Annotated in this window: 14 protein-coding genes; 6 read left to right on the forward strand and 8 right to left on the reverse strand. The window is 39.4% G+C overall.

Annotated features, from left to right (window positions below):
- Nucleotides 1–110: 110 nt before the first annotated feature.
- Nucleotides 111–890, reverse strand: a complete 780-nt coding sequence (locus F948_RS00685) for an IclR family transcriptional regulator (RefSeq protein WP_004958594.1) — start codon at nt 888–890, stop codon at nt 111–113.
- Nucleotides 891–1,306: 416 nt separating this feature from the next.
- On the opposite strand from F948_RS00685, the gene F948_RS00690 reads away from it, so the two are divergent.
- From F948_RS00690 to F948_RS00700, 3 genes are read left to right on the forward strand one after another with little or no spacing between them, the layout of a single operon-like run.
- Nucleotides 1,307–3,400 carry an FUSC family protein gene (locus F948_RS00690; protein ID WP_004958598.1) on the forward strand — a complete coding sequence of 698 codons (2,094 nt, stop codon included), beginning with the start codon at nt 1,307–1,309 and terminating at the stop codon, nt 3,398–3,400.
- Nucleotides 3,393–3,599 carry a DUF1656 domain-containing protein gene (locus tag F948_RS00695; protein ID WP_004957471.1) on the forward strand — a complete coding sequence of 69 codons (207 nt, stop codon included), beginning with the start codon at nt 3,393–3,395 and terminating at the stop codon, nt 3,597–3,599. Before F948_RS00690 ends, F948_RS00695 begins: the two co-directional genes overlap by 8 nt.
- Before the next feature lie 60 nt (nt 3,600–3,659).
- Complete coding sequence (locus F948_RS00700; RefSeq protein WP_004916870.1) at nt 3,660–4,661, forward strand: HlyD family secretion protein; 1,002 nt, start codon at nt 3,660–3,662, stop codon at nt 4,659–4,661.
- Between the two features lie 165 nt (nt 4,662–4,826).
- Here the strand turns inward: F948_RS00700 and ruvX are convergent, their stop codons facing one another.
- From ruvX to recN, 3 genes are all read right to left on the reverse strand, one after another.
- A complete protein-coding gene (ruvX, locus tag F948_RS00705; protein ID WP_004916868.1) occupies nt 4,827–5,270 on the reverse strand; it encodes a Holliday junction resolvase RuvX in 444 nt (147 codons plus the stop codon).
- On the reverse strand, nt 5,263–5,817 hold the full coding sequence (locus tag F948_RS00710) for a YqgE/AlgH family protein (RefSeq protein ID WP_004958600.1): 555 nt from the start codon (nt 5,815–5,817) through the stop codon (nt 5,263–5,265). Before F948_RS00710 ends, ruvX begins: the two co-directional genes overlap by 8 nt.
- Before the next feature lie 114 nt (nt 5,818–5,931).
- Nucleotides 5,932–7,593 carry a DNA repair protein RecN gene (recN, locus tag F948_RS00715; RefSeq protein WP_004958602.1) on the reverse strand — a complete coding sequence of 554 codons (1,662 nt, stop codon included), beginning with the start codon at nt 7,591–7,593 and terminating at the stop codon, nt 5,932–5,934.
- Between the two features lie 640 nt (nt 7,594–8,233).
- Between recN and ppnP the strand changes: the two genes are divergently transcribed.
- The 3 genes from ppnP (at nt 8,234) to F948_RS00730 (ending at nt 10,441) form a co-directional block, all read left to right on the forward strand.
- Entirely contained in the window at nt 8,234–8,560 is a 327-nt protein-coding gene (gene ppnP, locus F948_RS00720; protein WP_004958605.1) for a pyrimidine/purine nucleoside phosphorylase, read from the forward strand.
- A 189-nt stretch (nt 8,561–8,749) separates the two neighbouring features.
- Nucleotides 8,750–9,499 carry a 23S rRNA (guanosine(2251)-2'-O)-methyltransferase RlmB gene (gene rlmB / locus F948_RS00725; RefSeq protein ID WP_004916859.1) on the forward strand — a complete coding sequence of 250 codons (750 nt, stop codon included), beginning with the start codon at nt 8,750–8,752 and terminating at the stop codon, nt 9,497–9,499.
- A 30-nt stretch (nt 9,500–9,529) separates the two neighbouring features.
- Nucleotides 9,530–10,441, forward strand: coding sequence for a DMT family transporter (locus tag F948_RS00730; protein WP_004958607.1), 912 nt, complete (start codon nt 9,530–9,532; stop codon nt 10,439–10,441).
- Here the strand turns inward: F948_RS00730 and coaE are convergent.
- Genes coaE through pilB form a run of 4 tightly spaced genes read right to left on the reverse strand, consistent with a single transcriptional unit; the run spans nt 10,438 to nt 14,890 of the window.
- The gene (gene coaE, locus F948_RS00735; protein ID WP_004958609.1) at nt 10,438–11,037 is read right to left on the reverse strand and encodes a dephospho-CoA kinase; all 600 of its coding nucleotides are present in this window, start codon (nt 11,035–11,037) and stop codon (nt 10,438–10,440) included. The genes F948_RS00730 and coaE overlap by 4 nt on opposite strands.
- Nucleotide 11,038: 1 nt before the next feature.
- Nucleotides 11,039–11,899 carry a prepilin peptidase gene (locus F948_RS00740; protein WP_004958611.1) on the reverse strand — a complete coding sequence of 287 codons (861 nt, stop codon included), beginning with the start codon at nt 11,897–11,899 and terminating at the stop codon, nt 11,039–11,041.
- Nucleotides 11,900–11,911: 12 nt separating this feature from the next.
- The gene (locus F948_RS00745; protein ID WP_004958613.1) at nt 11,912–13,141 is read right to left on the reverse strand and encodes a type II secretion system F family protein; all 1,230 of its coding nucleotides are present in this window, start codon (nt 13,139–13,141) and stop codon (nt 11,912–11,914) included.
- A gap of 24 nt (nt 13,142–13,165) precedes the next feature.
- Nucleotides 13,166–14,890, reverse strand: coding sequence for a type IV-A pilus assembly ATPase PilB (gene pilB, locus F948_RS00750; protein WP_004958615.1), 1,725 nt, complete (start codon nt 14,888–14,890; stop codon nt 13,166–13,168).
- Between the last annotated feature and the right edge of the window lie 336 nt (nt 14,891–15,226).

Consider the following 15,226-nt stretch of genomic DNA (forward strand, 5'->3'; position numbering starts at 1 on the left):
TCTGAGGAAAGTCATGCTCTTTTTGGGAGAGTATGCTGAAGAACATAATCATAATATGAGAATATACTGATATTTACAACGCATGAAAGTGTAAAGATTTTTTAATATTCTCAGTTTTGATTTGCTTGGTTTTCAGTCAGTGTTGCAAATTTATATTCGATCTGAGCTGCATTGCTTTGTAAGATTTCGATAAGCTTCTGAATATTCAGAAAATCAAAACGATTTTTTGATGCAACTAAGGTCAAGGCGATCGGTGCTTCCTTTGTGGAAAAACGTATCGGTACAGACAGACCGCAAACTTGTGGATCAATTTCACCTTGAGATAAATAAAATCCCTGCTTTTTGATTTTTTTCATCTGTTGAGCGAATTCATCTAGATCATGGGCAAAGCCAACTTTGGCAAGCTCATTTGAGAATTGCTCATAGTAAGACTGAATTCTTTGTTTGGTTAAATGAGCAATCACAATTTTAGGTGATGCCCCCACATATACAGGTCGAGGACAGCCACGTCCGTATGAAAGCAGCTCGGCTGCTTTGAAGGTTTCATGATGTAAATCAATACAGTAATCATGATTCAAATAGGTGAGTAAGCAGCAAAGTTCTGTACGATCTACGATGTCTCGCATGAACGGAATACTGATTTGTACTAAAGGATCTGTACTATGCGAAATATAGTCTAAAACCGCTATTTTAGAGCCTAAAGTGTAGTCACCAGATGTTCCACTAATACGTTTCAAGATATCAGTTGATACCAGTTCCTTTAAATAGCGATATGCAGTGGGTTTTGAGAGATTGAGCTCATCACAAATGATATCAACGTTGATAATCGGGCGAGAAACTGAAAATAAGTCCAGTACAGTGAGAATTTTACCAAAACTCGAAATTGCCATGATGAGCTGTTTACTCCTTAAAAATAGTCTAAAGCTGTGGCTTTTATTTGCTTTATAACAGAAAAGTCATTCAGCGGGTATGCACTTTTAGCGTAGTTGATTCTAAAACGTATGAATAAGTTCTCTGATGAGAAAAATGATATTTTTTGCATGACATATTCTATATTTAATTAAATAATTATCAAATAGTGATAATTTATGTTGACTAAATAACTTTGTTTTGAAAAAATTATAAGCACAATTTCTTCATTGGATAATTTGTTTTAAATTTATCCCTGAAATGTTTGCCATTCCGATCAGTTCATTCTATTTCACGGTCAATTGAATGCTCTTTTAGTCTCTATCAAGAAGCTAAATGCAGCTGAGTTGTGTTGTGAATTTGCGTTTCCTAACGCGGTTAGTATTGAGAAAAGTTCATGTTATTTAAACAGTTGTTGGCTTTTAGGCCGAGTCGACTTGATATTATTTTTGCGTGCAAAACCTTTGTCGCAGGGATGTTGGCACTGTTTATTTCATTTGAGCTTGATTTGATTAACCCAATGTGGTCGATAGGGACGGTATTAATTATTGCCAGTCCTTACTCTGGAATGGTTTCTTCCAAATGTATTTATCGCTTGGTTGGTACGGCTGCAGGAGCAATTATCGCGTTGCTTTTGACACCACATTTTATCAATACGCCGTGGTTGTTTACGATCATCTTGGCATTGTGGGTCGGGTTTGCATTGTATATATCGCTCTTGGATCGTACTCCTCGTAGCTATGTATTTATGTTGGCTGGATATTCCACCGCAATGATTGTGTATAACGCCATCACTTATGTTGATACCTATAATATTTTTGATATTGCTCTGGCACGTGTTTTAGAAATCTCTGTAGGTGTGATTTCAACCGCTGTCGTTTCAGCAACTTTTTTTCCTGTTCATGTGGGTGCCATGATTAAACAACGTGTCATCAAAACTTTGCAGGATCTGGAAAATATTTTTGAAAAACTCATTTCAGCCCAAGATACAAACCAAAATTACACACAAATTTTAGGGGTGATCACTCGTGATGCATCAGATATCCATGCTCTAGCAGTTCATCTCGCTTATGAAAAAGGCGAGTTGCAAGGCATGACCAAACCTCTACAAGAAATGCTGCATCAGGTCTCGCTTGTTGTAGCCAATCTAGTTGCCATGTCTCAACGGATTAAACAATTAGAGCAAATGCCATTAACCACATTAGCTCCAAGGTTAAGCCAACTACGACAACAGACCTTACAGTTTTTAAATCAAGAAAAACAATTAACTGCCGATAACTTACGTGATTTACCACCACAGTTTGAACAAGATTTTAGCGAATTGATTGCGATGGCTTCGTCTGAACAAAAGACTGTGTTGGCTGCCTTAAAAATGGATGTACGTCATTTTATCGCCAATATGTTGGCAGTGAAGTTACTTTGGCAACAGATCCAGAAAGGTCATAAAGAAATCCCTTCTGAGATAACTACGATCACCACCAAATATCCAAGTTTACACCGTGATCATGGTATCGCGGTACGCGGTGGAATCAGTGCGGTTCTCATCACTTTCATCGTGACAGGAGCGTGGATTTTATCAGGTTGGAAAGCTGGATTTATGATGGCGCAAATGGGCGCGATCACAGCGTGTATTTTGACTGCTTTGGATAATCCTGTGCCTGTGTTACGCATATTTATCTGGGGGAGCATCGTTTCAGCGGGATTGGTTTTTATTTATGCCTTTGGAATTTTTCCCCACATTACGCACTTTTGGCAATTAGCACTGGTACTTTTTCCAATTTTCCTTGTGGCTGTAAGCATGATGGCAAATCAAATGCTAATGCCGATAGGTATGGTTTTAGGCATTAATACCATGATGGGGCTGAATTTACACAATAAATATTCAATGGATGCGGTGTCTTATTTAGACAGCTCTTTTGCCATGATTTTAGGTGTTTTGGTCTCATTAATTGTGATTGATTTGGTTCGTGCTGTTTCACCCGATACAAGCGCAACACGTATTTTAAGTTTACATTACCAAGCGATGCGTCAAGCTTTAACACTGAGTTATGGGATTGATTTCAAAATTCATTTACGCAGCATGCTTGATCGAGTTGGGGTTCTAAATAGCAAGATGGTACAAAATGCTGAACTGAAATATGCCATCCAAAATGCCTTAATTGAAAGTGCATCGATTGTTGATCTTGTGCGATTACAGGAAATCCGCCAAAAGCTTCCACATTATGTGGACTTGCAAATGCAAATTGCTCTTTTAGAACGGCAGCTTGCCGAATATTTTCAAACTCAATCAGAGCAACTTTCACTTCAAACTTTTCCAAAGAAAATTCTTCAGCAAATCGAAGTGGTCAAGCATCTTGCAACGCCAATTAGTGAAGATGAGTTGCATCAAAGATTATTGATTTCACTGAATAATATTCTCAAAAGCATTGGGCATGTTTCAAATGAACAGGTGAGTTTAAATATGAATGACGTTGAGGTTGCTCATGGGTGAAATCAATCTATATGGAATTTATATTCCAACGTTGTTAGTGCAAGCCGTGATTGCTTATGTGCTGTTTAAGATATTAAGTCCATTTGTAGATCGTTTCGCTCAGACGGGATGGATCGGGTTACCCAGTATTTTTAATCTCTGCTTCTATTTAGCTTTGATGCTTTGTGTGCATGAAATTTTTGTCCGACTTTGGATTTGAACTAAATTTTTGATTGTTTAAATTTCTCTGATTTAAAAATGAGTAGTAAAGGTGAAGAACATGAATGCATTTGATATGCGAAAAGTCATACGACCCGTGGTTCTTTTCATTGCCATTATTGTGGCGATATACACGGTTGTGCATTTATGGAATTACTATAATGCGGCACCTTGGACGCGAGATGGTCGTGTCCGTGGTGATGTCATTCAAGTGGCTTCAGATGTCAATGGTTTGGTGACTGAGGTTTTGGTACAAGACAACCAAACTGTAAAGAAAGGACAGGTCTTGTTTAAAATTGATGTCGCACGTCAAGCACTGGATGTGGAGCAAGCCAAATCTGATCTTGCGAAAGCTAAAGCAGGTCTAGCACAAGCTCAAGCGACTCTCGCGGGTACTAAAGCTAGCTTAGTAAAGACCGAAGCCAATATGAAACTTGCCGAAAAGAATGCAGCTCGATATACCAGTCTTATGGATGGTGCAATTTCCAAACAGGAACAAGATCAAGTTTTTGCTGCACGTGATCAAGCTTTTGCTGAACGCGAACAATTAAAAGCAAGTATTGAACAAGCCAATGCTGCGATTGAACAGCAACATGCGTTACTGGATGTGGCGACAAGTAATTTGCATTTGGCAGAATTGAATTTACACCGTTCAGAAGTTGTTGCTCCTGCCGATGGAACTTTATCAAATTTTGATTTACGTGTGGGTAATTACGTTAAAGTTGGACAAGCTGTGGCAGCCCTTTTAGATCGTCAGCAACTTTATGTGGTTGGTTATTTTGAAGAAACAAAACTTGACCGTATTCATGTTGGAGATGTTGCAACAGTTCAATTGATGGGGGACAAACAACGTATTCGTGGTCATGTGCAAGGTATTGCATCTGGGATTGAAGATCGCGAGCGTTCGGGCAGTTCAAACTTATTGGCAAATGTAAATCCAACTTTTAGTTGGGTACGATTGGCTCAACGAGTGCCTGTGAAAATTGTATTAGATGAACCACCACAAAATCCATTGGCATTCGTTTCTGGACGTACTGCAACGGTGAGAGTGATTGAGAAATAAGCTTTGAAGTTGTTAATAAATAAAATTAGTAGAGTGATATTAGTTAGGAAAGCTCATAAGCTCAATTCAACGTTGTTATTCCGTTCCGCCTTCAATGTAAATTCAGCTCAAAAGGCGATATGGATATCGCCCGCCAAGATATTCATTTATATCTAAGATGTCTGATTAAGGTGTGATGCCTGTAGGATCGCGATACCAGCTTTGTATCAACAACGCTGCTGCGAAGCTATCTGCTGATAAGCGTTTTGCTTGCCCTTTACTTTGATAAGATTCGAGTTCTTCTCTCGCTTCACGAGTTGTTAGGCGTTCATCCACCATCCACGTTTGGATATTTGTCTGGTGACGTAAACGACGAGCGAATTTACGAGCGCGCGCTGAGAGTTCGGATTCACTATCATCCATATTCAAAGGTAGCCCGACTAGAAATAAGTTCGGTTGCCACTCTTTAACAAGTTTGAGTAATTGGTTCCAGTCAGGGATGCCATCTTTCATTATAAATAAAGGCAGTGGATTGGCACTTTCAATCGCGGATTGACCAATCGCAATGCCCATTTTTTGTGTACCAAAATCAAATGCCATAATCGACTGGGAAGTTTGTATATCAGGCATGACCAATCTCAGAAGCAAACCAATTACGATCTACACCGATTTTTTTATAAGCCGCATCCCAACGATCGCCGTATGGAAGATTAAAAATAAGATCCATATCTGAATCGCAAATTAACCAGTCACCACGAGTGATTTCATCTTCAAGTTGATTTTTACCCCAACTCGCATAGCCTAGAGCAATTTGATAGCGACCAACGCCTTCATTGTGAGCAATCGCATCTAAGATATCTTTACTGGTGGTGATGCAGACATTTTCTCCTACCGCAATAGAGGAGTGCCAAGTCGGTTGACCAGTATGAAGAACAAAACCTGCTTCTGGGCGTAAAGGACCGCCCTGCAAGACCGCGTGAGGGTGAACATTATCCGCATCAATCTCCAAATCATTGAGAAGTTCTTTGATTTGTAAATCAGACGGACGATTGATAATGATGCCTTGTGCACCGTCTTCATCATGGCGCGCAACATAGATGACAGTATTTGCAAAGAAGTCATCTGCCATGTCTGGTGGAGCGATGAGACAACGGTGAGTTAAGTATTGTTTCGTCACCTAGGCGGTTCTCCATCAAAAGAATGTACGTTTCTATCTATATAGGTTCTTTATATCAACATACAAGAGTTAATCGGATTTCGCCAATCATTTTCTGATATTTTGCCCTAAAAATCAGGCAGGCTGAAACTTAAGCTGTCGCAGCTGCTTTGCATGTTGCAAAGTTGTCTCACTAATTTCGACACCACCAGACATACGAGCAAGCTCTAGAATACGCTGTTCTTCGTCAAGTTCGATGATGGTACTGCTAGCTGGATCAGTTTGTTGTTTTTTGACCAGTAGATGTTGATCGGATTGCGCCGCAACCTGTGCTTGGTGAGTAATACATAGTAATTGAACATGCTGTGCTAAATCAGCCAGTAATCGTCCTACAACTTCTGCAGTTCCACCGCTAATTCCGACATCAATTTCATCAAATACTAGAACTTCTGCTTCGGTCTTCTCAGCATTCATGACTTGCATGACTAAAGCAATACGAGAAAGCTCACCACCTGAGGCAACTCGTGCTAATGGTTGTGGAGGAATTCCTTTATTTGCAGTGAATAGCAGTTGAATAAAGCTTAGGCCTTCGGATGATGCTTGTTCTAATGGTTCGAATTTGAATTCAAAATGAGCTTCAGGAAGAGCCAAAGGTTTGACTTGTTCCGTCAGTTGTTTGGCTAGTGGAATCGCAGCGGTGCGACGAATATCATCTAAGTGCTGTGCTTTTTCAATAAAGGATTGATAGGCAATTTCAACTTGTTCAGCCAAAGTTTCAGGATCTTCAAGTTGATGAAGTTGTTCTAATTCCTGTTGCCATTGTTCAAAATCTTGTTTGAGGGACTCTGGTTGAGTTCTGTATTTACGTGCCAGACGATGGAAGATTTCAAGTGTAGAATTTAATTGCTCCATGCGTTCAGGATCGAAACTTTGGCGATCTATGAACTGACGCAAGCTTGCTGTGGCGTCTTCAATTTCGCTTTGTGCATTTAATAAAGAATTATAAATGGTTGAAAGCAGTTCGCTGCGTCCAGCATGAGACTCTAACCGACGGATAATCGATGAGATTTCTTGAGTAATATTTTGTTCAGCTTCATCTAATACATTTAGGCTATAACCACAGTCTTGCATGATGTGTTCGTGATGGCTTAAGCGATCAAATTCTTGTTCAATTTCTCGATAGTCTGTTTGTACGATTTCTTCAAGCTCTTCCAATTGAGTTTCTAAGTTTTGTATCTTCTGCAGGCGAGTGGCTTGCGCGTCTAACGCGGCTTGGTGTTGTCGGATATTTTGCTGCCAAATGCTATACGCTTCACGAACTGCTTGTGCTTGATCACCAAAATTGTGATAACGATCTAACCAGTGTTTTGGATAAGGTGGTTCTAGAAGTTGTTGCTGACTGTGCTGGCTGTAGAGTTGGACTAATAATCGCCCGATTTCTTTAAGTTCAGCAAGGCTACTAGGTCTTCCATTAATCCAAGCTTTACTACGACCAGTCGCAAAGATGACGCGACGCAAATGGATTTCGCCTGATTCATCATCAAGCTCATGATCTATGAGCCAATTGGCTTCAGCACTATCAGCTTGGTAGCTAAAAATAGCAGTAACGTCAGCTTTATCTGCACCATATCGGACATAATTTGTATCTGTGCGTTCACCCAAACATGCGGATAAGGCATCTAACAATAAAGATTTTCCTGCGCCTGTTTCTCCTGTGAGAACATTAAAGCCTTTTTCAATATCTAAAGCTAAGTGGTCAGCGAGTGCAAAATTAATTAAAGTTAAATGGGTGAGCATAAACGCATCCAATGCACAGATTGTTTTGCTTAAAGATAGAGAGTTTTTATAGTGGCGACAAGTCGTGATTCACCTATTTTGTTGCTTTCACAACAAAACGATTTATTGGAATTTGGAAAAATGAATAAGTCATATTGTTCAATAAGCAAAGAGCTGAAAGTGCATGATTTCAAGCTGATCCATAATTTAAACTAATAATGTTTTAGCGGTGTTGTTTTTTTAAGTGCTTCAGATGGTTTATTTCTGAAGTCGATATCATATATTGAAGTTTGATTCTCTTAATATTCATTATTCATCGCGGTGCAAATTACTTTGTGCTTGGCAAAATTAACGAAGATCATTCTGTCCACTCGTAACATGGTTGTTCGCCTTGCGATTGGGCAAAAGTTCCTTTGCTAGTTTTCTTTATTTGGCATAGCTGTTGGTCTTGCGCTCTGGCAAAGTTACACTTTGTGCTTTTTCACCACTCGTAGCATAACTATTCGTCTAGCGCTCGGAAAAGCTTCGCTTTGTTTTTTACTCGCTCAGGTATGAAAATTGCTGTATTTACGCCAGAAAATGGATTGATTAGTTGTAAAGGCACAATTAAACTACGTCCAGCATAACCTAATATAAATGCGGCAGAATTTGGAGAGTACGCATGAGTTCAGTGCAGTTTGATCATGTAACGGTCATTAAGAAATCGAATGTGTATTTTGGCGGGGCATGTATTAGCCATACAGTACAATTTGAAGATGGTACAAAAAAAACTTTAGGCGTTATTTTACCTACTGAACAACCTTTGACTTTTGAAACACACGTCCCAGAGCGTATGGAAATTATTTCTGGTGAGTGTCGCGTAAAAATTGCAGATAGTACAGAAAGTGAATTATTCCGTGCGGGGCAGTCATTCTATGTCCCTGGAAACAGTGTATTCCATATTGAAGCAGATGAAGTACTTGATTATGTGTGTCATTTAGAAGGTTAACCTTTTCCTTCATAAATCGAGTACACTATATCTAAAGAGAATCCTGTAAAGTCATTTACAGGATTTTTTTATTAAATTCCCTTGCGGAGCTATTCGCTGCTCACCTGTAAAGTCATTTACAGGATTTTTTATTTTCAAAATCCCCCCAAATATCCTGCTTTAAGTGGGAATGCTGAAAAGAGGTCGCTCATGGCAAAACCTGAATATTATTATGGCGTTCATTCCGTGGAGTCATTATTAGAATTGGAGCCTGAGCGAGTACTCACATTGTTTACGCTTAAAGGTCGAGATGATCAGCGTTTACAAAAAATCTTAGCACTTGCGGAACCTTTCGGGATTAGTGTGCAAAAGGCAAGCCGTGACAGTCTGGAAAAACTAGCAGGAATGCCATTCCACCAAGGGGTTGTTGCTGCTGTACGTCCTCATCCAACGCTTAATGAAAAAGATTTAGATCAATTAATGCAGCAGCATCCCGATGCGTTATTGTTGGCACTTGATCAAGTGACTGATCCACATAATTTAGGTGCTTGCATCAGAACTGCAGCCGCTATGGGAGTTCAAGCAGTCATCGTACCTAGAGATCGTTCAGCAAGTTTGACGCCAACAGCACGTAAAGTTGCAGCAGGTGGTGCAGAAAAGGTTAAGTTTATTCAAGTCACTAATCTTGCTCGTACCTTAGCGCATTTAAAAGAGACTACCCATACTCGTGTGATTGGTACGATGCTTGATGAGAAAGCTTTGCCTATTCAGCAATGTGATTTTAGCGGTTCGGTTGTGATAGTGATGGGCGCTGAAGACACTGGACTTCGACCAATTACCCAATCGCAATGTGATCAAACTGTATTTATCCCAATGGCGGGTGATTTGCAGAGTTTAAATGTAAGTGTTGCAACAGGTATGGCACTTTATGAGGCATGTCGACAGCGTACTACTGTATAATCATCGTTACGCTCTATTCAAAATTGAAAAATGACAGTTCGCTCGCAAGGTTATCTTTTTGTCCTGATCACGATGTGTATATGGGGCGGATTTACTATTTTCTCCCGACTTAATGCGCATTGGCATGTCAGTATGTGGGATTTGGTTGCGATGCGCTTTGCAATTGCTTCTGTTATTTTAGTGCCTGTTTTAATTTATAAAAAAGATTTTGCCTTTTTATGGCATCCACGCCCTTTGATTTTGGCACTGATCGGCGGGCTAGGCTATTGTTTTACCGTATATACCGCTTTTTTGCATGCCCCAGCTGCACATGCTGCTATTTTTTTAAATGGTTGTATCCCTTTGTGTACTGCTATTGCTGCATATTTATTATTTAGACAGCCTTTTGATAAACATACGTGGTTCAGTATTGCAATTATGATGAGTGCATTATTACTTATGAGTTATTTAATGCTGCATGATCAAAGTGCTGTATTGGGTTGGGGGGATCTGTTGCTGTTTATTAGTGCGGTGTGGTGGGGTGTTTTTACCGTTCTCCTAAAACAATGGAAGCTATCTGCTTGGCATTCAACAGCGGGTGTAGTGATTTGGTCTGCGATTATCTACCTGCCTATTTATATTTTATTTATTCCAAAACATTTTCAAGATGCAGAACCTCTTCACCTCTTGATTCAAGGACTTTTCCATGGTGTGTTGGTAGTGATCGTTGCGACTTTGACTTATGTTGCAGCAATTCAAAGATTAGGTGCATTTAAAACGGGAAGTATTGTAACTTTAGCACCATTTATAGCAGCTGTTGTCGCTGTTCCTTTGTTAGATGAACCAATCAATCTCGCCATGATCAGTGGTTTGATTGGAATGGCGATTGGTGCGCTTCAACCGTGGCGATGGTTTCAAAAAGACACCTTAGAGGCTCAGCTCGAACATCAAAACAAAAATTAATATTCAGCGCGTTGTAGATAACTGAAATGTAATGGTTTTAATTGTTGGTGTAGATGTTCCAATAAGCCATCATTTACCACAATGTCATTTGCCAAACGTTGCTTTTCAGAGCGAGGCATTTGTGCTGCAATAATATGACGAATTTGCTGTTCACTTTGCCCATCTCGTTGACTTGCACGTTCCAGTTGAATGTGCTCACTCGCATCGATCAATAAAGTATGATGAACAAGTTCATGTTGATTAGTTTCAAACAGAAGTGGTGAGACTAAAATGACATAAGGGCTTTCAGCTTGTTGTAATTGTTGAATGATAGATTGGCGAATAGCGGGATGTGTGATTTTTTCTAATGTCATACGTGCTTCAGGATGGCTGAAGATATGTTCTCTCAAGGCTCGACGATTTAAAGTTCCATCTTCTAATAGAACCCAATCTCCAAAAGCACGGTGTATTTCTTTTAAAGCAGGTTGATTTGGTGCTACGACTTCTCGAGCAACAATATCTGCATCTATTACAACAATACCTTGGGACTCAAACCATTGGGTTGCAGCAGATTTACCACTCCCAATACCACCCGTAATCCCCAAGATAAATGTCATATTAACCCCCAAGATACACTTTCATAATTTGCTCACCCCATAGAAAGGCAATCCAACCGGCAATTGCAATATAAGGACCAAATGCAAAAGGTTGATTTTCACCGCGCATTTTCATCAGCATAATACCAATAATTGCACCTACCATAGAAGAGAGTAATACGATGAGGGGTAACATCATAGGACCCATCCATGCACCAAGTGCTGCAAGCAATTTAAAATCACCATACCCCATGCCTTCTTTACCGGTGATGACTTTAAATAGGTAATATACAATCCAAAGACATAGAAAACCGATTAAATAGCCCCAGATCGCAGCGTTAGCCGTTGTATAGATTGCAAAAGTATTAATACCCAGACCTAATGCTGCCAAAGGTAGCGTAAAGCGATCAGGTAGTAATTGTGTATCAAAATCAATAAAAGTAAGTGCAATAAGTGTCCACGTTAGAATTAAGCCGAAAAGCATCTGTATTGTTGCACCGAATACTGCCACAACGATCAATGAACAGATCATAGTAAGTAATTCAATCAACGGGTAGCGAATGCTAATTGGATTCTTGCAAGTGCCACATTTACCACGGAGTGCTAACCAACTAATAAGAGGAATATTTTGGAACCATTTAATTGGCGTTTGACACTTAGGGCAGGTAGAAACTGGCTGACTTAATGTTAACTTGCTCTGATCTATGATCGGCTGTTCAGGGTGCAAAAGCATTTGGCATTCTTGATGCCATTCTTGCTCCATCATTTTTGGAGTGCGAAAGATCACAACATTTAAAAAGCTGCCGATGCACAGACTAATTAATCCAACTGCAAGGTAAAGTGCAGTTGGATTTTCAATAAAATAAGTAAATAAAGAAAGCATTTAGACACCAAGTTAACCGACAACAGAACCCATTTGGAAAATTGGGAGGTACATGGCGATTACTAGACCACCAACAAGAATACCTAGGATTGCCATGATTAATGGTTCCATCATCGAAGTCAGACCATCAACTGCATTGTCAACTTCATTTTCGTAGTGTGTTGCAACTTTATCTAACATCGAATCAAGTGCACCAGACTCTTCACCAATGGCGACCATTTGAATTGCCATCGCAGGGAAGCGGTTTGAAACACGCATAGCAAATTGCAGTTGTTGTCCAGTTGCAACATCTTCTCTAATCTTAAGTACAGCTTCTTCATAAACAACATTATTGGTTGCGCCTGCTGTGGATGTAAGCGCATCGATTAAAGGAACGCCCGCCGCAAATGTCGTTGCTAGTGTACGACTGTAGCGAGCAATAATTGCTTTGTATACGAGATCACCAAAGATTGGCAGTCTTAAAGCAAGTTTATCTAAGCCATCTCTAAATTTTTTACTGCGTTTTTTAGCTTCTAGAAATGCAGCAATAATTGCACCAATAACGATAATTAGAATGAACCAATACTCTTGCATCCATTTGGACATACCAACCACCATTTTGGTAAATGCGGGTAAGTCTGCACCAAATGAACTAAACAGATCTTGGAAAACAGGGACTACTTTCACCATCAAAATAATTGTAACGATCACAGCAACTACAATCACCGTAATCGGATACTTCATTGCTTTTTTAATTTTTTGTTTGAGTAACTCACTTTTTTCCTTATATACCGCGACACGATCTAGCATAGTCTCAAGAGCACCCGACTGTTCCCCTGATTCGACGAGTGAACAAAATAAGGTATCGAAGTATTGAGGATATTTTTTTAAAGCACCAGCGAAAGTATTACCGCCTTCAACTTCAGTTTTTAATCCTAGTACGACCTCACGCATGGATGGGTTTTCTAAACCTTCTGCAACAATTTCAAAGCCTTGTACCAATGGTACACCCGCTTTCATCATTGTTGCTAATTGGCGTGTGAAAACCGTGATATCCAAGGTCGTTACTTTTTTCTTCATAAAACCTTCGAGAATATTTTTACGTTTTTCTCGAATATTTTTAATCGTCACGCCTTGTTTACGTAAGGTGACTTTTGCTAAAGCCATATTACGTGCTGGAAGTTCCCCTTTAATTTTTGCCCCTTTACGATCGACCCCTTCATAGGCAAAAGTAGGCATCATTTGCGCTTTTTTCGCTGCCATGACTATTAATCCTTTTTATTGATTTTATTCACTTGTTACTCGGTTAACTTCTTGCAAAGAGGTGATCCCTTGCATGACCTTTTTTAAACCAGAACGGCGTAGATTATTGAAACCAGCCTTTTCAGATGCTGCTGCAATTTGTAAAGCATTTCCATCTTCCATAATAATCTTGGAAATCTCAGGTGTCACTTTCATGACCTCATAAATACCGACACGCCCTTTATATCCTTCACGACAAGCATCGCAGCCGACAGGTTGAAAAATTTGAAAGTCTGGGTTAGCTAAATCTTGTTCAGTGAAGCCCATTTCTAAAAGGCTCTGCTTAGGAATCTCGATAGGTTGTTTACATTCCGAGCATAGGCGGCGGGCTAAACGTTGAGCAATCACGAGATTAACCGAGGTTGCAATATTGAAAGAGGGAACCCCCATATTGCGTAATCGTGTGAGTGTTTCAGGAGCGCTATTGGTATGCAGGGTCGACATCACCATGTGACCTGTTTGAGCTGCTTTAATTGCAATTTCAGCTGTTTCCAAATCACGAATCTCACCGACCATGATGACATCAGGATCTTGACGTAAAAAAGCTTTTAATGCTGCTGAGAAAGTTAAACCTGTTTTAGGGTTGACGTTAACTTGGTTAATACCTTCTAAGTTAATTTCGACGGGATCTTCTGCGGTCGAAATATTGGTATCTTCTGTGTTTAATATATTTAAACCTGTATACAACGATACAGTTTTCCCTGAGCCTGTTGGACCTGTAATCAGAAGCATACCCTGAGGCTTGTCTAATGCACTCATAAAGAGTTCTTTTTGTTCATCCTCATAGCCTAAGGCTTCAATACCTAACATTGCGCTTGAAGGATCTAAGATACGAAGAACCAGTTTCTCTCCAAATAAAGTTGGAAGTGAGTTAACACGAAAATCAATCGCTTTAGTTTTAGAGAGTTTTAGTTTGATACGACCATCTTGAGGCATACGCTTTTCAGAAATGTCCATTTGAGACATGACTTTTAAGCGCGAGGCTAAACGAGTTGCGAGTTGTAATGGTGGGTTAGCAATTTGTCTGAGTACACCATCCACACGATAACGCACGCGATACATTTTTTCATAAGGCTCAAAATGTAAGTCAGAGGCTCCCATGCGAATCGCATCAATCAATAACTTGTTGATATATTTTACGATAGGAGATTCTTCTTGATTATTTGTATCCTCATCCTCAGTCGTGTTGTTTGTATCAGTCGTTGCAACATCAACATTATCTAAATCAAAGTCGTCATTTTCCCCAAAATCGAAACTGCCGCTATCTCCAAATTGCTGATCAATCAGTTTTTCGAGTTTATTATGCTCAACAATCACAGGTTCGATATTCAATTTGGTATTGAACCTGATTGCGTCTAATGCATCAATATTCGTCGGGTTGCTGGTCGCAACATACAAAATCTGACCACGTTGAATGAGTGGAACAACACGATGTTTTTGAATCAGTTTGCTGTCAGTTATTTCACGAGGTAATAGAGCTGTATCAAATACAGCAAGATCAAAGAGTGGCTCACCAAACTCTAAAGATATGCTTTCCGCAATTGTCAGAGGTGATAGACGATGATGTTCAATTAAGTGAGCAACAATATCTTGTTGTGCTTTTTTTGCAGCATCAATCGCACTCTGCATATTTGATGCAGCAATGTGACCATCATCGACTATGCGTCGAATAAACCCCGAAAATTTTGGAGACGTATGTATTCCTGACATCTGTCCGCCTTATGACAATATGGTTATAATAGCTATATATCAAAATTATACTTTCGTTACGTAAAATTACTACCATTGAAAGTGTCGTTTTTGACTTGATTAAGCTTTAAAACTTTGAACTGATCGAATCTTTTGCAAATTTATTTTTATCATAAACTTGTAGTTATGATGTTTTGAATAAATAAATGTCTCAGCCAACAAAATCCACTTTGGTTAAACTGATAATACTCTTTTTCATCCCATAGTCACTGCTTTAAATTCAAACGATATAAAAAAACTGAATTTTCTAAAAAACTGTGTAAAATATGCAGCATTTTTTAGAATTTATTCGTAGGT

This window comes from Acinetobacter junii CIP 64.5 (assembly GCF_000368765.1).
GTDB lineage: Bacteria > Pseudomonadota > Gammaproteobacteria > Pseudomonadales > Moraxellaceae > Acinetobacter > Acinetobacter junii.